This window comes from Streptomyces sp. NPDC003023 (assembly GCF_042888225.1).
Taxonomy (GTDB): Bacteria; Actinomycetota; Actinomycetes; order Streptomycetales; family Streptomycetaceae; genus Streptomyces.
In genome coordinates this window covers 277418-297357 of record NZ_JBIAPL010000003.1, presented here as the reverse complement: position 1 = coordinate 297357, position 19940 = coordinate 277418, and the positions used below count along the sequence as shown (strand labels likewise).

The following is a 19940-nucleotide window of genomic DNA, read 5'->3' as shown; positions in this document are numbered from 1 at the left end:
GTGAGCCGACTGGTCATCGGCGGCGCAATGAGCCGGGGTTCCCCCCGTACCTACGGCTCAGCGCACATGGCGCGGGCGGGACACGTTCCCCCGGTCCCGCCCGCGCCCTTTTCCCTCCCCGCAGCCCGTCACCAGTAGACGACGACCTTGTCGCCGGTCCGCACCTGGTCGAACAGCGCCGCGACGGCCTTCTTGTCCCGTACGTTGACGCAGCCGTGCGAAGCCCCGTTGTAACCGCGGGCGGCGAAGTCCGACGAGTAGTGCACCGCCTGGCCGCCGCTGAAGAACATCGCGTACGGCATGGGCGTGTCGTAGATCGTCGACACGTGGTCGCGGGACTTCCAGCCGACGTTGAACACGCCTTCACGGGTCGGGGTGTACTGCGAGCCGAAGCGCACGTCCATCGTCGACAGCACCTTGCCGTCGATCATCCAGGACAGCGTGCGGGTGGTCTTGCTGATGCACATCACCCGGCCCGTCATACAGCGCTGGTCCAGCTTCGCCTTCGGCTTCTTGACGTCCTTGCCGTCCAGTTCGGCTCGGGTCGGCTTCGTCGTCATGCCGAGCAGCCGCTCCCAGGTGACGGTGTCCGTGCTGCCCGTCGTGGGCAGGCCGCGCTTGCCCTGGAAGCCCTTGACGGACGTGGTGGTGACCGGCCCGTAGGTGCCGGTCGGCTTGTCGTCGAACCAGCCGATCTGCGCCAGTCGGGCCTGGAGTTCGCGCACCTGCTCGCCCTTGGAGCCCGGGGCCATCAGCACCTTCGGCGCGGGCTTCTCGGTGGACGGCGTCGGGGACGGCGTCTTCGACGGCTCGGCCGACTCCGACTCCGAGGGTGACGGCGAAGCCGACGCGGACGGCGACGCCGTCGCGCTCGGACTGCCGGTGGTGGTCGGTGCGTCGGTCGCGGCCTCGGCCTTGCACCCGGCCGTCACCGCGGCCACGAGCACGGCTGCCGCGGCGGCCGACGTTCTCATCCCGGTGGCTTTCCTGAACATGTCGCCCCCACTTGTCTCGTCCCCATGAGTCCCTGTGCCTGATGAGACAAATTCCCGTCCTGCCCGGTTGCGCGATCCCGCGCATCATGGGGGTAACGGTTCGGGGACGGACACGCCACGAGCCGTGCACGGCGCGGGTCTGTGAGCAAGGTCCCAGGGCGTGGCTCTCCACCCGCCGCAGGGCCGCCGATACAGTCCGTCGCAGCAGTTGTTACCTGTCAGTAGGCCCAGCGGGAGGCACAGTCACATGGCGCGCGAGTCCGAGTCGGGACTGCCCATCGAGCCGGTGTACGGACCGGCCGACCAGGAAGGCTGGGACCCGGCTCAGAAGCTGGGCGAGCCCGGCGCGTACCCCTTCACCCGCGGTGTGTACCCGTCGATGTACACGGGACGGCCGTGGACGATGCGCCAGTACGCCGGTTTCGGCACGGCGGTCGAGTCCAACGCCCGCTACAAGGAGCTCATCGCCCACGGCACGACGGGTCTCTCCGTCGCCTTCGACCTGCCGACCCAGATGGGCCACGACTCCGACGCCCCCCTCGCGCACGGCGAGGTCGGCAAGGTCGGTGTCGCCATCGACTCGATCGACGACATGCGGGTGCTGTTCGGCGGGATCCCGCTGGACAAGGTCTCCACGTCGATGACGATCAACGCCCCCGCCGCCCTTCTGCTCCTCCTCTACCAACTCGTCGGCGAGGAGCAGGGCGTGCCGGCGGACAAGCTCACCGGCACCATCCAGAACGACGTCCTCAAGGAGTACATCGCCCGCGGCACGTACATCTTCCCGCCCAAGCCGTCGCTGCGGCTGATCGCGGACATCTTCAAGTACTGCAGGGCCGAGATCCCCAAGTGGAACACGATCTCGATCTCCGGCTACCACATGGCGGAGGCCGGCGCCTCGCCCGCGCAGGAGATCGCGTTCACCCTCGCCGACGGCATCGAGTACGTCCGCACCGCCGTCGCCGCCGGCATGGACGTCGACGACTTCGCGCCCCGGCTGTCCTTCTTCTTCGTCGCCCGGACGACCATCCTCGAAGAGGTCGCCAAGTTCCGTGCGGCCCGCCGCATCTGGGCCCGGGTGATGAAGGAGGAGTTCGGCGCCAGGAACCCGAAGTCGCTGATGCTGCGCTTCCACACACAGACCGCGGGCGTGCAGCTCACCGCACAGCAGCCGGAGGTGAACCTGGTGCGCGTCGCCGTGCAGGGTCTCGCGGCGGTGCTCGGCGGCACCCAGTCGCTGCACACCAACTCCTTCGACGAGGCGATCGCCCTGCCGACGGACAAGTCCGCCCGGCTGGCGCTGCGCACGCAGCAGGTACTGGCCTACGAGACCGACGTCACCGCGACCGTCGACCCCTTCGCGGGCTCGTACGTGGTGGAGAGGATGACCGACGACGTCGAGGCGGCGGCGCTGGCACTCATGGAACGCGTAGAGGACCTCGGCGGCGCGGTCGACGCGATCGAGCGCGGCTTCCAGAAGGGCGAGATCGAGCGCAGCGCCTACCGCATCGCCCAGGAGACCGACTCCGGCGAACGCGTCGTCGTCGGCGTCAACCGCTTCACGCTGGACGCCGAGGAGCCGTACGAGCCGCTGCGCGTCGACCCCGCGATCGAGGCGCAGCAGGCGGAGCGGCTGGCGAGGCTGCGCGCGGAGCGGGACCAGGCGGCGGTGGACGCGGCGCTCGCGGAGCTGAAGAAGGCGGCGGAGGGCACGGACAACGTCCTCTATCCGATGAAGGACGCGCTGAAGGCGCGCGCCACCGTGGGTGAGGTCTGCGACGCGCTGCGCGAGGTGTGGGGCACGTACGTCCCGACCGACGCGTTCTGAGACGGATCGTTGTGAGACGAATGGGCGGAGTGTCGCACCCGTGTGCGACACTCCGCCCATGCTGGGTGTCACAGATCTGCCGACCTACCTCGCCGGCCTCGTTCTGATCGTTCTGCTGCCGGGTCCCAACTCGCTGTACGTGCTCTCGGTCGCCGCCCGCCGAGGTGTGCGCACGGGCTACCGCGCGGCCGCGGGTGTGTGGTGCGGCGATACCGTCCTGATGGTGCTGTCGGCGGCGGGCGTCGCCTCGCTGCTCCAGGCCAACGCGCTGCTGTTCGGCATCGTGAAGTACGCGGGCGCCGGCTATCTGACGTGGCTGGCGATCGGGATGCTGCGCGCCGCCTGGTCGATGTGGCGGACACGGCGTGAGCTCGTGACCGAGCGGACGGAGGCCCTCGACCCGGCCGCGACGGCGGCGGAGCGGCCCTTCCGGCGGGCGTTCGTGATCAGCCTGCTCAACCCGAAGGCGATCCTGTTCTTCATCGCCTTCTTCGTGCAGTTCGTCGATCCGGCGTACGCCTACCCGGCACTGTCGTTCACGGTGCTCGGCGTGCTGGCGCAGCTGGCGAGTTTCCTGTACCTGACGCTGCTGATCTTCACCGGCACGCACCTGGCGGCGGCGTTCCGTCGTCGCAGGCGGCTGTCGGCGGGTGCCACCTCTGCGGCGGGGGCGCTGTTCCTGGGCTTCGCGGTGAAGCTGTCGCTGAGCGGTACGTGACGCCGCCGGGCCGGGATCCCGGCCCGCTCACCGGCGCCCAAATCTTTGAACATGTTCAATAATGGCCTCCGTACGCCGTGATCATCGCGCGAAGGACGGCCGGAGATGAGCAACCCCAAGCCCTGGAGAAGGACACGGGCCCTCGGCGCCCTCTACGTCGGCCTTGTCGCCGTCGCCGCCGTGGTCTCCGAGTTCGCAGGGCGCCCTGAGGCCCTGAGCTTCGTGCTGGCCCTCGCGACCTTCCCGGGCGGAGCCGTTCTCGTCGTGCTGGTCCTCCTCTCGGCGGCGCTGTCCGGCGCCGCCGAGAGCGGCCAGGAGGACCCGGGTGTCAGTCTGCTCGCCCCGCTGCTCCATGCCGGCGGTGCGCTGCTGAACTTCCTGATGCTGTGGGGCGCCGTCGTTTTCGCCCGCCACTTCCTGCACGAGGCCCGCCGGTCCCGCTGACGAACGCCTCCACCTTGCGGGCTCCTTCGCCGGCGAACGCTCCGGCCGGCGGTCGTTCCCGCCGATGGATGCTCGGGCCGGCGGTCGTTCCTGCCGATGGTTGCTCGGGCCGGTGGGCGTTCCCGCCGATGGAGGGTGTCGCGGCGCGGGCCGATACCGACGCCCGCGCCGCAGGACTGGTACCGCGCCCGCGCCGCAGGACCGGTCCCCGCGTCAGTTCAGCGCCGCCACCCGCTTGAGCACCCGCTTGAGCCGCCGTCCCCGCCGCACCACGCGGCGTACCGCCTGACCGCGGGGGACCGGGACGCCGCCCGGCAGCCCCAGGACGGTCAGGCGCCGGCGCTTGAAGTAGCGCGCCGTGCGCCCGTCGAGGCTGGTGCGCAGGAAGCGCTCCGCGGCCGGCCGCAGATCCGGCCGCAGCTGCGGCTGCATCGCGAAGCCGACCGCCGCGACCAGCCCGGCGAGCCGCTCGCCGGCCTCCGCCGGCGCACGCGCCTCGCCCTCCGTCAGATCGGGCAGCAGCGCGTCGGCGATCGTCAGCGGCACCCGGTTGCTGTTCTGGTACGGCGTGAGCCGGTCCATGAGCGGCTCCGTGCCGACCCGGGCGACCGGGATCCCGTAGAAGGCGCCCGCGGTGAAGAGCGCGGTGGAGAAGCACCCCGCCACCAGCGCCGGGCGCATCTGCCTGAACAGCACCTCCGCGAGCAGCGGCCGTTCCAGCACGGTCAGCTCCACGCCCAGCGACTGGGCCTCACGCTCCAGCGTCCGTGCCCACGCCGCCGGGGCGGTGGGGTGCGGCTTGAAGACGATCCGCCGGTGGCCCAGCTCGGCAGCGCCCCGCAGCATGCGGACGTGCAGTTCCTCCTCCTCCTTCGGCGAGAGGATGTCCAGCGCCGCGAGGTACTGACCCAGCAGCAGCGCCGGGCCCTCCGCGACGCCCTCGCAGGCGTCGGGCACGGCGTCGGAGAGCTCACCGACGACCTTGACGAACGCCTCCGTCGGCACGAGCTGCGGCTCCACCCCGAACTCCGCGAGGAGCAGCGGCTTCAGGCCGGGCACCAGATCCAGGTGCAGCAGCCGCCGTACGCGTTCGCCGACCAGCGGGTCGATCTTGTTGCGCGTGGGGCCGTAGCTCATCAGCCCGTCCGCGTACACGTCGAGCGCCGCGTCGGGGAAGAGCTGCGCGATCGCCAGCGCCGGGTTGACCTGGATGGACTCGACGGCGAGTTCGATCCGGTCGTCGCCGAGGTTCCACAGCTGCCGCAGATAACGCTCCCACAGCGGCACGTCGTCGCCGCGCGGAGCCCAGCCACCCGGATGGAACGGCGAGATGGTCTCGTTCCAGGACAGCACCCCGTCGAAGCGGTCACGCAGCCGCTCGAAGCCGGCCATGTCGTCGAGCGCCGGTGTCGTCTCCGGGATCGCCGCGTTGTTGGAGACCAGCAGCAGCCGGCGGTCGGCGTCGGTGAACGCGCCGCTGTCGATCGCCGCGGCCAGCGTGGCGGCCCCGAAGAGAGAGGAGGCGAAGAAGATCTGTGTCGTGGCCATCAGGCTGCCGCCTCCACCGAGAGAGGAGCCGGGCGCCTGCGCACCCTGCGCAGCCGTGAGGCGCGCTCGGCGTCCATCGAGTCGAGCGCCTCCTTCAACACGTCCTGCGGCATGCGCTTCAGCGCGGCCGCGCTCATTGTGCGCAATTTCCGTGCCACGGCCGGTTCGTACCTTTCGATGGATCCCAGGTGATGGGAAATGAGGGCGCAGTAAGTGCGGACCGCCTTCGGCAGCAGTTTTTCCGCGTCGACGTCACTCGCCGTTTCCTCGATCACCTGGTCGAATGCCTTGATGAAATCGAGCTGCCGGATGTCGCCGATCTGGGTGAGGGAGGAGGCGACCCCCCGGCGGTAGAAAATTCCCAACTGGCTGATGACGGCGAACGAGTCGGCCTCGCGGTGGAGCCGCCAGATCCACGGCCGGTCCTCCGCGGTGCGCAGACCGTGCGTGAAGTGCAGCAGCCCGCGGTCCACGAGGCGCCGGTGGTACATCCCGGCCCAGGCGTACGGATAGTCCACGGCGGTCGAACGGTCGGCGGGCAGAATCGCGTCGCGCGGCCGCAGCACCTCGCCGCGCCGGCCGACGGGCACCCGGTGCACCGAGCGGGCACGACCGGTGCACTGCACATGATCGGTACGGACGAAGTCGCAGCCGAGGTCCTCCATGGCGGCCAGCAGGCGCTCGAAGTGGCCGGGCGCCAGCCAGTCGTCGCCGTCGAGGAAGGCGAGGTACTCGCCGCTCGCGGCGTCCAGACCGGTGTTGCGGGCGGTGGCCAGCCCACCGTTCTGTTCGTGTCTGACCAGTACCGCGCCCGGCAGCTCACGCTCCGCACGCTCCAGGATCTCCGGAGTGCCGTCGGTCGAACGATCGTCGACGAGCACGAACTCGAAGTCGGCGCGGGCGTTCGCCCTCAGGCTTCGAAGTGTGTCGGGGGCATATGTCTGCACGTTGTAGAACGGCACGATGACGGAGAGCTTAACCACCCGCGTGAGGCTAGGCGGACGCCCGGCATTCGCGTCGACGCGCACAAGGATGTCAGGTGAACGGAGAGCGGCGAGCTTGTTAACCCACCCGTTCGCCGACCCGATTCGCCGTCCGTAGACGCTCTGTTAACCGTTTGTTGCAGCCGAGTTGGGCCGTGAAACGAAATGCCTTTCTAACGTCCCAGACGTGCCAACAAGTACCAGCGAGGCCGTACGGGTAGCCGTACTCGCCGACTCCGACACCCGGTGGAAATGGGGTGCGCTCACCGCGCGCCGCATCGCACCGAGCACCTCCGTGGAGCTGAGCGGCTTTCTGCTGCGCGGCCGGGCCACTCCCACGGCCCGCCAGCTCGCGGAAGTGGGTGTACGCGCCGACGACCTGCGCGAGGTGACGGCGAACGAGTTCCTGCGCGCGATGAAGGACGAGTCCTACGACGTCGTGGTGCTCGCCCTGGTGGGCGGTGGCGTCCAGGCGATGCTCCACGGCCTCGCGGCGCTGCACCAGGCCCGCCGGCCCGTCGTCGTCACCGGCTACGTCGGCGTCGTCTACGAGAAGCTCTCCGACGGACTGCTGCTGCGCCACGGCGCCGACATCGTCCTCGCCAACTCCCGCCACGACGCGGACCGTTTCCGCGCCGTGTACGAGGGAGTGGGGGCCGACGCCTCCGCCGTCACCGAGGCCGCGCTGCCCTTCCTCGGCGGCGCGCCGTACACGCCACAGGAGGGCCGCGACACCGTCGTCTTCGCCGTCCAGCCGTCCGTGCCGGAGTCCCGCGCCGACCGTACCTACCTGCTGCGCAGGCTCGTCGAGCACGCCCGGCTGCACCCGGAGCGCGAGGTGCTGCTGAAGCTCCGCTCCAAGCCGGGGGAGCACACCACCCACCTCGAAGAGGTCCCGTACCAGAAACTCGCCGAGCGGCTGCCCGGCGGACTGCCGCCCAACTTCCGTCTGGTGTACGGGCACATGGGCGAGGTTCTGGACCGCACCGACCTGCTGGTCACCGTCTCGTCCACCGCCGCGCTCGAATCCCTGCACCGACGCATCCCCACCGCCGTGCTCACCGACCTCGGGGTGCGCGAGTCGCTCGGCAACCACCACTTCCTCGGCTCGGGCCTGTTCGCCTCCTGGGACCAGCTCGACGGCGGTCACCGCCCCGTCCCGGACGCCGAGTGGCTGTCACGCCAGGGCGTCGCGGCCGGCGGTCCCGCCACGCCGCCGGGCACAGCGGGGGACTCGTACGAAGCCGCCTTCGACGAGGCCCGCAAGCGGGTCGCCGAACTGCTGCTCGTCCCCGCGCTGCCCGCGCCCGCGCCCTACTACACGCCGACCACCGCGCCCGGCTATCTGCCAGGCATCCTCGCCCGCCACCACCTCGCCCCGGACGGCACCCCGCTCGCCGGCGCCGCACCCGCGGCGGAGGTCACCGGCCTGCGGCGAGTGGTGCGGGACGCCGTCCGCGAGGTGGCGCGCGGCGCCTACCGCCACGGCGTGCAGCGCGTCGCGCCCGTGATCCGCCGGATGGGCCAGCTGTGACCCGCGGCGTCCACGTCTCAGAAGAACCCCGCCGGAGAAGTCGAAGCGTCTGGAGCCACCGATGACCGTTCTCGCCGTGATCCCCGCCCGTGGGGGATCCAAGGGCGTCCCGGCCAAGAACCTGGCCGCGGTGGGCGGTGTGCCGCTCGTGGCCCGGGCCGTGCGAGCCTGCCTCGACGCCCCGCTCGTCACCCACGTCGCCGTCTCCACCGACGACCCGCAGATCGCGGCCGTCGCACGCGGTGCCGGCGCCGAGGTCGTGCTGCGGCCCGCGGCCATCGCCGGGGACACCGCCACCAGCGAGGCGGCCGTCCTGCACGCCATGGACGCCCATGAGGCCGTGCACGGCGCACCCGTCGACGTGGTGCTGCTCGTCCAGTGCACCAGCCCCTTCATCGCCCGGGAGGACATCGAAGGCGTCGCCCGCGCCGTCGTCCTGGACGGTGCCGACAGCGCGGTGACCGTCGCCCCCTTCCACGGCTTCGTCTGGCGGGAGGCCGACGAGCCGGCGGAGGCGCGGGAGAACAGCGCCGAACGCGCCGCCGGCGGGGCCGTACTGGTCGACACCGCCACCCGGACGGCCACCGGAACCGGCTACGGCGTCAACCACGACTCGTCCTTCCGGCCCCGCCGCCAGGACCGCCCGCAGGACTTCCTCGAGACCGGCGCCGCGTACGCCATGTCCGCGCCCGGATTCCGTGAGGCCGGACACCGGTTCTTCGGCCGCACCGCGCTGGTGCGCACCGACCCGGCGCGCGTCCTCGAGGTCGACGACCCGCACGACCTGGCCCGGGCCCGCGCACTCGCCCCGCTGCTGGACACCGCCGCGGTGCCCGGCCGCGCCGATGTCGACGCCGTCGTCCTCGACTTCGACGGGACGCAGACCGACGACCGGGTGTTCATCGACGCGGACGGGCGCGAGATCGTCTCCGTCCACCGCGGCGACGGCCTCGGCGTCGCCCACCTGCGCAAGGCCGGCCTGGAACTGCTGATCCTCTCCACCGAGCAGAACCCGGTGGTCGCCGCCCGCGCCCGCAAGCTCAAGATCCCCGTCCTGCACGGCATCGACCGCAAGGACCTCGCACTCAAGCAGTGGTGCGAGGAGCGGGGCCTCGCACCCGAGCGGGTGCTCTACGTCGGAAACGACGTCAACGACCTCCCGTGCTTCCACTTCGTCGGCTGGCCCGTGGCCGTCGCGAGTGCGCACGACTCCGTTCGCGCCGCCGCCCGTGCCGTCACTGCCACACCCGGCGGCGAGGGGGCGATCCGTGAGATCGCCGCCTGGCTCCTCGGCCCGACGCTCACACCCCTCGAGTCCACCCCCATGTCCCCGAAGAAGTAAGGAACCACCCCCATGAGCACGTCCCGTCTCCGCGCCCTCGGCAACAAGACCGCCGGCCCCGGCCGCCCCGTCTACATCACCGGCGAGATCGGCATCAACCACAACGGTGACCTGGACAACGCCTTCGCCCTGATCGACGCCGCCGCCGAAGCCGGCTGCGACGCGGTCAAGTTCCAGAAGCGCACCCCGGAGATCTGCACCCCGCGCGACCAGTGGGACATCGAGCGCGACACCCCCTGGGGCCGGATGACCTACATCGACTACCGCCACCGCGTCGAGTTCGGCGAGGACGAGTACCGCCAGATCGACGAGCACTGCAAGAAGCGCGGTATCGACTGGTTCGCCTCCCCCTGGGACACCGAGGCCGTCGCCTTCCTCGAGAAGTTCGACGTCCCCGCCCACAAGGTGGCCTCCGCGTCGCTCACCGACGACGAGCTGCTGCGCGCCCTGCGCGCCACCGGCAAGACGGTCATCCTCTCCACCGGCATGTCCACGCCGAAGCAGATCCGTCACGCCGTCGAGGTCCTCGGCAGCGACAACATCCTGCTCTGCCACGCCACCTCGACGTACCCGGCCAAGGCCGAGGAGCTCAACCTGCGGGTCATCAACACCCTGATGGGCGAGTACCCGAACGTCCCGATCGGCTACTCCGGCCACGAGACCGGTCTGCAGACCACCCTCGCCGCCGTCGCCCTCGGCGCCACGTTCGTCGAGCGCCACATCACCCTCGACCGCGCCATGTGGGGCTCCGACCAGGCCGCCTCCGTCGAGCCGCAGGGCCTCACCCGCCTGGTGCGCGACATCCGCACCATCGAGGAGGCGCTCGGCGACGGCGTCAAGAAGGTCTACGACTCCGAGCTCGCCCCCATGAAGAAGCTCCGCCGTGTCGCGGGTGTCGTCGCCGAGGCGGGCGACCGTGAGCCGGCCGCGGTCTGACGACCGCAGGGGCGCGCTCCGCGCGCCTCGCGCCCGCGTCGGCGCGTCCAGGGGCACCGCTCCCGGACGGCTGCGCGCCGGTGTTCGACGGTGCCGGTTTCCGGCCCGCGGAAAGGACCCGGTCGCCGCGCGAACCGCGGTACGGGTCCTGCCCGGGTTCCTGGACGGATTCCTGGACGGGTTCCTGGACGGGGGCACACCTCCCGCGCCCGGCTGCCCGGGACGCGCCCCCTCCCACGGCCGGCCGGCCCGGGGAGGAGGGCGCGGCGGGGAAAGGCCGGCCACGGGTACGGCCGGCGGCCCTGCCCGCACCCGGTCCGCGGGCGGGCCGCGGTGCCGCGCCGTTCGACCCGTTCGCCCCACTGGGACGCGGCCGGAATCCGTACGCGGGGCGCGCGGCTCGGGAACACGCCCCGACCGTGACCCCGGCCCGGGGCCACGGGCCGCGGTGTGGCGCCGCCCGGCCCCCAGAACCCGTGTGACGCAGGAACGCTCCCCCACCGCGGCCCCGGGCCGCGGACCGCAAGGAACCAACGCCCTGCAGGGCGGCCAGCCACGGACCCGGCCACAGGCCGGCCCGGCATCAAGAGGTGACAACCAGTGAATCTCGCCTTCGTCGAGAGTCCGGTCCAGCTCCTGAACGTTCTCGAGTGGGCCCACGTCGCGCCGCTCGCGGCCGGGCCCGACAGTCTCACCGTGGTCGTGCTCTCACCCACGGACCCCATGTCGCGCGGCCAGCTGCGCCGGATGGCGGAGCTGGCCCGTGACGACGGCTTCACGGTCCGCTGGCAGGAGGCCCGCGGCGGGGCGGGCGCCCCGCTGCGCACGGTGCGCGAGCTCGGCCCGATACTGCGCCGGGCCGAGCGCATCGTCATAGGAGACCCGTTCTCCCGCTACGTACAGCTCCTGCTGACCCTGGTCGGCCGCAAGGACGTGACCGTCGTCGACGACGGGACGGCGACCATGGAGTTCGTCGCCCAGGTCGCCCGCGGGGAGCAACTGGTGCGCTGGCACCGTCGCGGCAGCCGTCGCGGGCCGCGCGAGCTGGTGCTCGCACCGGTGACGTTCCTGGCGCGGCGGCGGCTCACGCCGTCGCGGACCCGCTCGGTCGAGGTCTTCACCTCGATGCCCGTCGAACCGCCGCCGGGCATCACGGTCACGCCCAACGAGTTCGCCTGGACCCGTGCCCGGTTCGGCCCGCCGCGGATCACCCGTGGCGCGGACATGGTCGGCACCTCGCTCGTGGAGACCGGCGTCGTCGATGTCGGGCAGTACCTGGAGGCGGTGTCCGCGCTCGCGCGCACCCACGGTGCGACCCGCTACTTCGCACACCGCAAGGAGAACGCGGACAAGCTGCACCGGCTCGCCGTGGAGACCGGCCTGGAGGTGGTGCGCCCCGAGCTGCCGCTCGAGCTGATCGCCCGGCGCGGCCCGATCGGCGCAACGGTCCTGAGCTTCCCCTCGACCGTCGTCCACACCCTGCCGCTCGCTCTGGCCGGTACGGGAATCAAGGTGGCCGTCTGCGACATCGCACCCGAATGGCTCAAGGCGACGGCCTCGCCGCGCGCCCAGGGCTTCCTGGCCGGTGTCACGGGCACGGCCCGCGATGTGCAGCGGCTGCCGGCACCGGCTTGAAGAGGCGGCGAGAGGCGGCAGTGAGCGGACGACCACGGTCCGGAAGGGGAAGATCGACTCAAGTGCGAGTTGCGTGAGCTTACCCACTGCGAGGCACCGCCAATCGCCTTCCAATCAAAAATCTGTCCCCTGTGAGGCTGATCTTTTGTTGATCGCACGGTAGTTGGGGGCCCGGGGGGCATACCCTTCACTGGGTGAACCAGTTGATGTCCCGCGAGTCAGAAGAAGTCGAACGGCCCGGCGCAGTCGCACTGCCCGGCACGCTGTCCGAGACGCTGCGTGCCGAACTGATCGCGTTCCGGCGCGACTTGCACATGCACCCCGAGCTCGGCAACCAGGAGTTCCGTACCACCGCCGTGATCAAGGCGCGACTCGAGCAGGCCGGGCTCCAGCCCCGCGTCCTCGCCGCGGGCACCGGCCTGATCTGCGACATCGGTACGCCTGCGGCGGGTACCGTACGGCCCTTCTTCGCCATCCGCGCCGACATCGACGCGCTGCCCATCCCCGACACCAAGACCGGCGTCCCCTACCGCTCCACCGTGCCCGACCGCGCCCACGCCTGCGGCCACGACGTGCACACCACCGTGGCGCTCGGCGCCGGACTGGTGCTCGCCGAGCTCGACCGGCAGGGACTGCTGCCGCAGCCGGTACGGCTGATCTTCCAGCCCGCGGAGGAAGTGCTGCCGGGCGGTGCGGCCGACGCGATCGAATCCGGTGTCCTCGAAGGCGTCAACAAGATCATCGGGGTCCACTGCGACCCCAAGGTGGACGCGGGGATCATCGGGCTGCGGTCCGGGCCGATCACCTCCGCCTGCGACCGGCTCGAGGTCACCCTCGACGGACCCGGCGGCCACACCGCGCGTCCGCACCTGACCACGGACCTCGTCACGGCGGCCGCGAAGATCGTGACCGAGGTACCCGCGCTGCTGGCGCGCCGTGTCGACGCGCGGTCCGGCCTCGCCGTGACGTGGGGCCGCATCGAGTCGGGCCACGCCTGCAACGTCATCCCGCAGCGCGCCGAACTCTCCGGCACGGTGCGCTGCCTCGATCTGGCGGGCTGGCGCGAGGCCCCCGACCTGGTGCACGCGGCGATCGACGAGATCGCGACGCTGCACAGGGCCAAGTCCCAGATCAACTACGTGCGCGGCGTACCGCCGGTCGTCAACGACCCGGTCGTCACGGAACTGCTGCGCGACGCGCAGACGGCGCGGCGCGGTTCGTACGCGATCGAGGACACCGAGCAGAGCCTCGGCGGCGAGGACTTCTCCTGGTACCTGGAGCACGTGCCCGGCGCGATGGCGCGCCTCGGCGTGCGGGTGCCGGGCGACACGGTGCGGCGGGACTTGCACCGCGGGGACTTCGACGTCGACGAGGCGGCGATCACGGTGGGCGTGGAACTGTTCACCGCCGCGGCCCTGCTGGACGCGCGCCTGGCACTCTGACGGCGGGGCGCGCCCTTGGGGCGTGGTGGGGTGGGTTGGTGGTGCGGGGGTCGGTGGCTGCGGGGCGCGCCCGTGGGGCGCGGTGGGGTGGGTGGGTGGTGCGGGGGTCGGTGGCTGCGGAGGGGGGATCGCGGACTGCTTTCCCGAGCCTGCGTTTGCCTAGGCTTACGACGCTTTACGTCCGCTCACCCCCCTCCTCCGCCCCCGCCCCCCTCCCGCCGGTGGGCCCGTGCCAGTCCTGGTCGTTCCCAAGGCCCGTGCGGGGTATCGGGGAGGGGTCCCTCGTCGGCCCATCGGCTCCCGTACCCCCCGGCGGGAGCGAAACCGTCGCAGGGGTACGGGGGCACGCGCCCTCATCGGGCTACGAGCCAAGGGGGAGGCCGGCCGGGTACAGGGGACGTACTCAGCCCGCCCGCAGAGGCAGATCCGCTGCCGGAGGTATGGGGCAGGCGCCTTCACTGGCCCTCCGGCGGGGGCGAACAGGGGCCGGCCGGGGGAGGGGGACGCGCAGGGGGTGTGTTCGGGACGTAAGGCGTCGTGAGCCTAGGGGGAGGCAGGTTCGGGAAAGCAGTCCCGGACATGCCCCCGGAGCGGCACCCGGACGCCAAGCAACACGACCGGGCCCGGCCGGAGACGCGCAAAGACCGGGCAACGCCCGGAACCGCACCCGGACGCCAAGCCAACGGACCGGCCCCGCCCGGAGACGCGCAAAGATCGGGCCACGCCCGGAGCCTCCCCGACACGCCGGGGTGCCGTCGCGGGGCCGCGACGGGGCACCCCGGCGCGTAACCTGGCCGCCGCCCGCCCAAGGGCTTCGCGACGATCCGGTAACGACTGATGAACGGGTCTTTAACTGACATCTACGCGCGTTACGATCGCCGCGAACCCAGCGCCGGAAGTGGCGCTTTCGGTCAGGTTTAAAGGAGCCCCCCAGTGCGCCGGATCACCAGGATCGCCACCGTGGGCATCGCGTCCGCGGCTCTCGCACTGTCCGCCACCGCGTGTGGCGGCAAGTCGTCGTCCGAGTCGAGCGGCTCGGACGACAAGGGCGGCAAGGCCGCCATCGCGTACGACATCGGTGGCCGCGGCGACCAGTCGTTCAACGACGCCGCCTTCGCGGGCCTGGAGAAGGCCGAGAAGGAACTCGACATCAAGGGCAGCGAGGCCGAGCCCAGCGAGGGTGAGGGCGACCCGGACAAGATCCAGCGCCTGACCGCGCTGGCGCGGGCCGGCAACAACCCCGTGATCGGTGTCGGTTTCGCCTACGCGCCCGCCATCGCGGAGGTCGCCCCGAAGTTCCCGAAGACCACCTTCGGCCTCATCGACGACACGTCGAAGACCGGTGCGAACATCGCCAACCTGGTCTTCAACGAGGAGCAGGGCTCCTACCTGGCCGGCGTCGCCGCCGCAAAGGTGACGAAGTCGAACACCGTCGGCTTCATCGGCGGCGTCGAGACCCCGCTGATCAAGAAGTTCGAGGCGGGCTTCGTCCAGGGCGTCAAGGACACCAAGCAGGGCGTCAACGTCAAGGTCCAGTACCTGACGCAGCCGCCGGACTTCGGTGGCTTCTCGAAGCCGGACCTCGGCAAGGCCGCCGCGCAGGGTCAGCTCGACGCCGGCGCCGACGTGATCTACGCGGCCGCGGGCCTCGCGGGCTCCGGTTCGATCGAGGCGACCGCCAAGGCCGGCAAGTGGGCCATCGGCGTCGACTCCGACCAGTACAACCAGAAGGGTCTGGCCGCGTACAAGGACCAGATCCTCACCTCGGTCACCAAGAACGTCTCGGGTGCCGTGTTCAACCTGATCAAGTCGGTCAAGGACGGCAAGCCGCAGACCGGTGAGATCCGCTACGGCCTCCAGGACGACGGTGTCGCCCTGGCCGCGTCGAACCCGGCCTACACCAAGATGACCGACGTCGTCGCGGCGGTCGACAAGGCCAAGGCCGACATCATCGCCGGCAAGATCAAGGTCAAGACCGCTCCGTAATCGAGCGGCCGGTACCGCAGGTCCGCGGGCCTGGGCTCACGCCCCATGGCCCGCGGACCGGTTTCCTGCCCCGGGTTTTCGGTATTCGGGAGCGCTACGCGCGTAGAAGACGCTCAGGCGCGATAACTTCGCCCCGCCCCCTGCCCATCACAGCCCGCCCCTTCCGCCTGCCCTCCCTGCTCCTCCCGCCAAGGAGAGTGCGTCATCAACGCGTCCAGCCCTCCTGCCGCCGTAGAACTGCGCGGCATCACCAAGCGCTTCCCCGGCGTCGTCGCCAACCACGACATCGACATCACGATCCGTCAGGGCACCGTGCACGCCCTCGTCGGAGAGAACGGTGCCGGTAAGTCGACCCTGATGAAGATCCTCTACGGCATGCAGAAGCCGGACGAGGGCACCATCACCGTCGACGGCGACCAGGTCACCTTCTCGAGCCCCGCCGACGCCATCGCCCGTGGCATCGGCATGGTGCACCAGCACTTCATGCTCGCCGACAACCTCACCGTCCTGGAGAACGTCGTTCTCGGCGGCGAGAAGCTGTACGGCATCGGTGCCAGGGCCCGAAAGAGGATCAGGGAGATCTCCGACGCGTACGGACTGAACGTGCGCCCGGACGTGCTCGTCGAGCAGCTCGGCGTCGCCGACCGGCAGCGCGTCGAGATCCTCAAGGTCCTCTACCGGGGCGCCCGCACCCTGATCCTCGACGAGCCGACCGCGGTGCTCGTCCCGCAGGAGGTCGACGCGCTCTTCGCGAACCTGCGCGAGCTCAAGGCGGAGGGCCTGACGGTCATCTTCATCTCGCACAAGCTCGGCGAGGTGCTCTCCGTCGCCGACGAGATCACGGTCATCCGCCGCGGCACCACCGTGGGCACGGCCGACCCGAAGTCCACCACGACCAAGCAGCTCGCCGAGCTGATGGTCGGCAGCGAGCTGCCCTCGCCGGAGACCCGCGAGTCGACGGTGACGGACGTGCCGATGCTGAAGGTCGACGACCTCCGGCTCACCGTCACCGACCCCGACGGTGTGGTGCGTGAGGTCCTCGGCGGGATCGACTTCACGATCCACAAGGGCGAGGTGATGGGCATCGCCGGAGTCGAGGGCAACGGCCAGACCGAGCTCATCGAGGCCCTGATCGGGCTGCGGGACCCCGACGCCGGTCTCATCTCTCTCGACGGCGCCGACATCTCCCACGCGGCCACCCGCAAGCGCCGCGAGAGCGGCATCGGCTACATCCCCGAGGACCGGCACCGGCACGGCCTGCTGCTCGAGTCCCCGCTCTGGGAGAACCGCATCCTCGGGCACGTCACCGAGCGGCCCAACAGCAAGAAGGGGCTGCTCGACCTCAAGGCCGCCCGCCAGGACACCGAGCGGATCGTGCGCGAGTACGACGTGCGGACCCCCGGCATCGAGGTCACCGCCGCCTCCCTGTCCGGCGGCAACCAGCAGAAGCTGATCGTCGGCCGCGAGATGAGTCACGCGCCGAAGCTGCTGATCGCCGCCCACCCCACCCGTGGTGTGGACGTCGGCGCGCAGGCGCAGATCTGGGACCAGATCCGCGAGGCGCGCCGCGAGGGCCTGGCGGTCCTGCTGATCTCCGCCGACCTGGACGAGCTCATCGGGCTCTCCGACACCCTGCGCGTGATGTACCGCGGACGCCTCGTCGCGGACGCCGATCCCGCGACGATCACCCCGGAGGAGTTGGGCTCTGCCATGACCGGCGCCGCGTCCGGCCACCTCGAGCACGACGAGAACGGTGAGAGCCGATGAAGAAGTTCGACAAGGACCGGCTGATCCTGGGCCTGGCGGGCCCGGCGCTCGCCCTGCTCGTGGCCTTCCTGCTCACCTCGGTGGTGCTGCTCCTCTCGGACCGCAGCGCGGTGGAGCCCTACCGGCTGATGGTGGAGCAGGTCGAGTTCACGGACGTCCAGGTCCTGATCATCAACCAGACGGGCATCTACTACCTGGCAGCGCTCGCCGTCGCCATCGGTTTCCGGATGAACCTGTTCAACATCGGCGTCGACGGCCAGTACCGCCTCGCGGTCATGTTCGCCGCCGTCGTCGGTGCCGCGGTGGAGCTCCCGGGGCCGCTGCACATCCTGCTGATCGTGCTCGTCGCCATGGCGGTCGGCGCCTTCTGGGCCGGCATCGCGGGCATCCTCAAGACCACCCGCGGCGTCAGCGAGGTCGTCTCCACGATCATGCTCAACGCCATCGCGACCAGCCTGATCGCCTGGCTGATCCTGCCGGCGAACCTGGGCGTGCGGCCGGAGGGGTCCAACGACCTCACCACAGGGGAGATCGCCGAGTCCGGCTGGTTCCCCGGCCTGGAGATGGACGGCGGCACCATCTACGGCTTCACCTTCGTGGCCTTCGGGCTGGGCATCGTCTACTGGTTCGTGCTCAACCGGACCCGCTTCGGCTTCGACCTGCGCGCCACCGGCGCCAGCGAGTCAGCCGCCCAGGCGAGCGGCGTCGACGCCAAGAAGATGGTCCTCACCGCCATGCTCATCTCCGGTGCCATGGCAGGTCTGGCCGGTATGCCGATGCTGCTCGGCCAGACCCACACCTACAGCCTGAGTTTCCCGGTGGGCGTCGGCTTCACCGCCATCGGTATCGCCCTGCTGGGCAGGAACAACCCGATCGGCATCCTCTTCGCCTCGCTGCTCTTCGCGTTCCTGGACAAGACCGCGGAGGGCCTGAGCCTCGAGGGCTACCCGAAGGAGATCGCGGTGATCATGCAGGGCCTGATCGTGATCGCGGTCGTCGTGTCCTACGAACTCGTCCGGCAGTACGGGCTGCGCCGTCAGCAGCAGAAGGTCGGCGAGGAGCTTGCCGCGCAGGCCCGCAAGAAGAAGGAGGTGGCCGCGGCATGAGCGAGTCCACGAGCACGGTCTCGATGGCGAGCACCGCGCCCAAGAAGGGCGGCGGCCGCCGCAAGTTGTCGCTCCCCGTCATCCTGCTGATCATCGCGGGCGGACTCGCCCTGTTCTCGCTGGTGCGTGTGATCAGCGGCGCGAACGACCTGACCTCCGTCGGCCAGGTCTCCGGCGCCCTGCAGCTGGCGGTGCCGATCGGGCTGGCCGGTCTCGGCGGCCTGTGGGCGGAGCGGGCCGGTGTGATCAACATCGGTCTCGAGGGCATGATGATCCTCGGCACCTGGTTCGGCGCCTGGGCCGGCTACCAGTGGGGCCCCTGGACCGGCGTACTGCTCGGCATCGCCGGTGGCGCGCTCGGCGGTCTGCTGCACGCGGTGATGACCGTGACCTTCAAGGTCAACCACATCGTCTCCGGTGTCGCCATCACCATCCTGGCCACCGGTCTCACCCGCTATCTGTCGAACTTCACCTTCGCGGAGACCGAGGGCGGCTCGTCCAAGCAGTCGCCGCGCATCGACGCCATCGACCGCATCACGGTGCCGGGACTGTCGGACTGGCTGGGGGACGTGCAGGGCAAGCACTGGTTCTTCGTCTCCGACCTGGCCGGTGTGCTCGGCGGTCTGATCACCAACCTGTCGCTGCTCACCGTCGTCGCCCTGCTGCTGATCCCCGGCACCTGGTGGATCCTGTGGCGGACGTCGTTCGGCCTGCGGCTGCGCTCCTGCGGTGAGAACCCGATCGCCGCCGAATCCCTCGGCGTCAACGTCTACAAGTACAAGTACATCGCCGTCATCGTCTCCGGCGGACTGGCGGGTCTCGGTGGCGCGTTCCTCGCGATCATCACCGGCATCTACCAGGAGGGCCAGACCGGCGGCCGCGGTTACATCGGTCTCGCCGCGATGATCTTCGGCAACTGGATGCCGGGCGGCATGGCGCTGGGTGCGGGCCTGTTCGGCTTCACCGACAGCCTCAAGCTGCGCGGCGGCGCGGTGAACGTGCACGCGATGCTGCTTCTGCTGGCGATCCTCCTGCTGATCGTCGCGGTGTGGCAGCTGTACAGGAAGAAGTACCTGAAGGCCGTGGTCTCGGCCGCGTTCTCGGCGCTGCTGTTCACCTGGTACTCGCTGACGGACGAGCTGCCGAGCCAGTTCGTCGACGCCGCGCCGTACGTCGCCACGCTGCTCGTCCTGGCGGTGTCCGCGCAGCGGCTGCGCATGCCCAAGGCCAACGGCCGGCCGTACTTCAGAGGCCAGGGCAAGTGACGTCCGGGCAGGAATTCGACTGGGACGCCCTGCGGGTTCGGGCGCGTGAGGCGATGTCGCACGCGTACGCCCCGTACTCGGGCTACCCGGTCGGAGTCGCCGCACTCGTCGACGACGGCCGTACGGTCACCGGCTGCAACGTCGAGAACGCCTCGTACGGGCTCGGGCTGTGCGCCGAGTGCGGCCTCGTCTCGCAGCTTCAGGCCACCGGTGGCGGCCGGCTGACCCACTTCACCTGCGTGGACGGCCGGGGCGAGTCGCTGGTGCCGTGCGGCCGGTGCCGGCAGCTGTTGTACGAGTTCGGCGGCCCGGAACTGCTGCTGGACACGCCGGCCGGGATCCTGCCGCTGTCGGAGATGCTTCCGCAGGCGTTCGGTCCTGATCACCTCGCCTGAACCACCCGCGGCCCTT

Annotated in this window: 16 protein-coding genes; 13 read left to right on the top strand and 3 right to left on the bottom strand. The window is 70.7% G+C overall.

Features of this window, described 5'->3' with window-relative positions; translation table 11 throughout:
• Positions 1-128: 128 nt before the first annotated feature.
• Positions 129-974 carry a L,D-transpeptidase family protein gene (locus tag ACFYV1_RS13165; RefSeq protein ID WP_389395561.1) on the bottom strand — a complete coding sequence of 282 codons (846 nt, stop codon included), beginning with the start codon at positions 972-974 and terminating at the stop codon, positions 129-131.
• Positions 975-1242: 268 nt separating this feature from the next.
• Here ACFYV1_RS13165 and ACFYV1_RS13160 point away from each other — a divergent pair, with 268 nt between their 5' ends.
• The 3 genes from ACFYV1_RS13160 (at position 1243) to ACFYV1_RS13150 (ending at position 3985) form a co-directional block, all read left to right on the top strand.
• A complete protein-coding gene (locus tag ACFYV1_RS13160; protein WP_389395560.1) occupies positions 1243-2823 on the top strand; it encodes a methylmalonyl-CoA mutase in 1581 nt (526 codons plus the stop codon).
• 58 nt (positions 2824-2881) lie between these two features.
• Entirely contained in the window at positions 2882-3541 is a 660-nt protein-coding gene (gene leuE / locus ACFYV1_RS13155) for a leucine efflux protein LeuE (protein WP_389395559.1), read from the top strand.
• Positions 3542-3646: 105 nt separating this feature from the next.
• Positions 3647-3985: a hypothetical protein gene (locus ACFYV1_RS13150; RefSeq protein WP_389395558.1), complete on the top strand. Its 339-nt coding sequence runs from the start codon at positions 3647-3649 to the stop codon at positions 3983-3985.
• Between the two features lie 213 nt (positions 3986-4198).
• On the opposite strand, the gene ACFYV1_RS13145 is transcribed toward ACFYV1_RS13150, so the two are convergent.
• Both ACFYV1_RS13145 and ACFYV1_RS13140 read right to left on the bottom strand, forming a co-directional pair.
• Positions 4199-5533 (bottom strand): alpha-2,8-polysialyltransferase family protein, encoded by a 1335-nt coding sequence (locus tag ACFYV1_RS13145; RefSeq protein WP_389395557.1) that lies wholly within the window; start codon positions 5531-5533, stop codon positions 4199-4201.
• Complete coding sequence (locus ACFYV1_RS13140; protein ID WP_389395556.1) at positions 5533-6516, bottom strand: glycosyltransferase family 2 protein; 984 nt, start codon at positions 6514-6516, stop codon at positions 5533-5535. Before ACFYV1_RS13140 ends, ACFYV1_RS13145 begins: the two co-directional genes overlap by 1 nt.
• 187 nt (positions 6517-6703) lie before the next feature.
• On the opposite strand from ACFYV1_RS13140, the gene ACFYV1_RS13135 reads away from it, so the two are divergent.
• The 10 genes from ACFYV1_RS13135 to ACFYV1_RS13090 all read left to right on the top strand — a co-directional run bounded on the left by ACFYV1_RS13135 (position 6704) and on the right by ACFYV1_RS13090 (position 19924).
• On the top strand, positions 6704-8050 hold the full coding sequence (locus tag ACFYV1_RS13135; protein ID WP_389395555.1) for a DUF6716 putative glycosyltransferase: 1347 nt from the start codon (positions 6704-6706) through the stop codon (positions 8048-8050).
• Positions 8051-8111: 61 nt separating this feature from the next.
• The gene (locus tag ACFYV1_RS13130) at positions 8112-9392 is read left to right on the top strand and encodes a cytidylyltransferase domain-containing protein (protein ID WP_389395554.1); all 1281 of its coding nucleotides are present in this window, start codon (positions 8112-8114) and stop codon (positions 9390-9392) included.
• A gap of 12 nt (positions 9393-9404) precedes the next feature.
• Complete coding sequence (locus tag ACFYV1_RS13125; RefSeq protein ID WP_389395553.1) at positions 9405-10328, top strand: N-acetylneuraminate synthase family protein; 924 nt, start codon at positions 9405-9407, stop codon at positions 10326-10328.
• A 600-nt stretch (positions 10329-10928) separates the two neighbouring features.
• Positions 10929-11963, top strand: coding sequence for a hypothetical protein (locus tag ACFYV1_RS13120; RefSeq protein WP_389395552.1), 1035 nt, complete (start codon positions 10929-10931; stop codon positions 11961-11963).
• A 206-nt stretch (positions 11964-12169) separates the two neighbouring features.
• A complete protein-coding gene (locus ACFYV1_RS13115) occupies positions 12170-13405 on the top strand; it encodes an amidohydrolase (RefSeq protein WP_389395878.1) in 1236 nt (411 codons plus the stop codon).
• Positions 13406-14338: 933 nt separating this feature from the next.
• Positions 14339-15391: a BMP family protein gene (locus tag ACFYV1_RS13110; protein WP_389395551.1), complete on the top strand. Its 1053-nt coding sequence runs from the start codon at positions 14339-14341 to the stop codon at positions 15389-15391.
• Between the two features lie 237 nt (positions 15392-15628).
• The gene (locus ACFYV1_RS13105) at positions 15629-17158 is read left to right on the top strand and encodes an ABC transporter ATP-binding protein (RefSeq protein WP_389395877.1); all 1530 of its coding nucleotides are present in this window, start codon (positions 15629-15631) and stop codon (positions 17156-17158) included.
• Entirely contained in the window at positions 17155-18264 is a 1110-nt protein-coding gene (locus ACFYV1_RS13100; RefSeq protein WP_389395550.1) for an ABC transporter permease, read from the top strand. The genes ACFYV1_RS13105 and ACFYV1_RS13100 overlap by 4 nt, the downstream gene beginning before the upstream one ends.
• Positions 18261-19529, top strand: a complete 1269-nt coding sequence (locus tag ACFYV1_RS13095; RefSeq protein ID WP_389395549.1) for an ABC transporter permease — start codon at positions 18261-18263, stop codon at positions 19527-19529. The genes ACFYV1_RS13100 and ACFYV1_RS13095 overlap by 4 nt, the downstream gene beginning before the upstream one ends.
• Positions 19526-19924, top strand: coding sequence for a cytidine deaminase (locus ACFYV1_RS13090; RefSeq protein ID WP_389395548.1), 399 nt, complete (start codon positions 19526-19528; stop codon positions 19922-19924). The genes ACFYV1_RS13095 and ACFYV1_RS13090 overlap by 4 nt, the downstream gene beginning before the upstream one ends.
• Positions 19925-19940 lie beyond the last annotated feature (16 nt).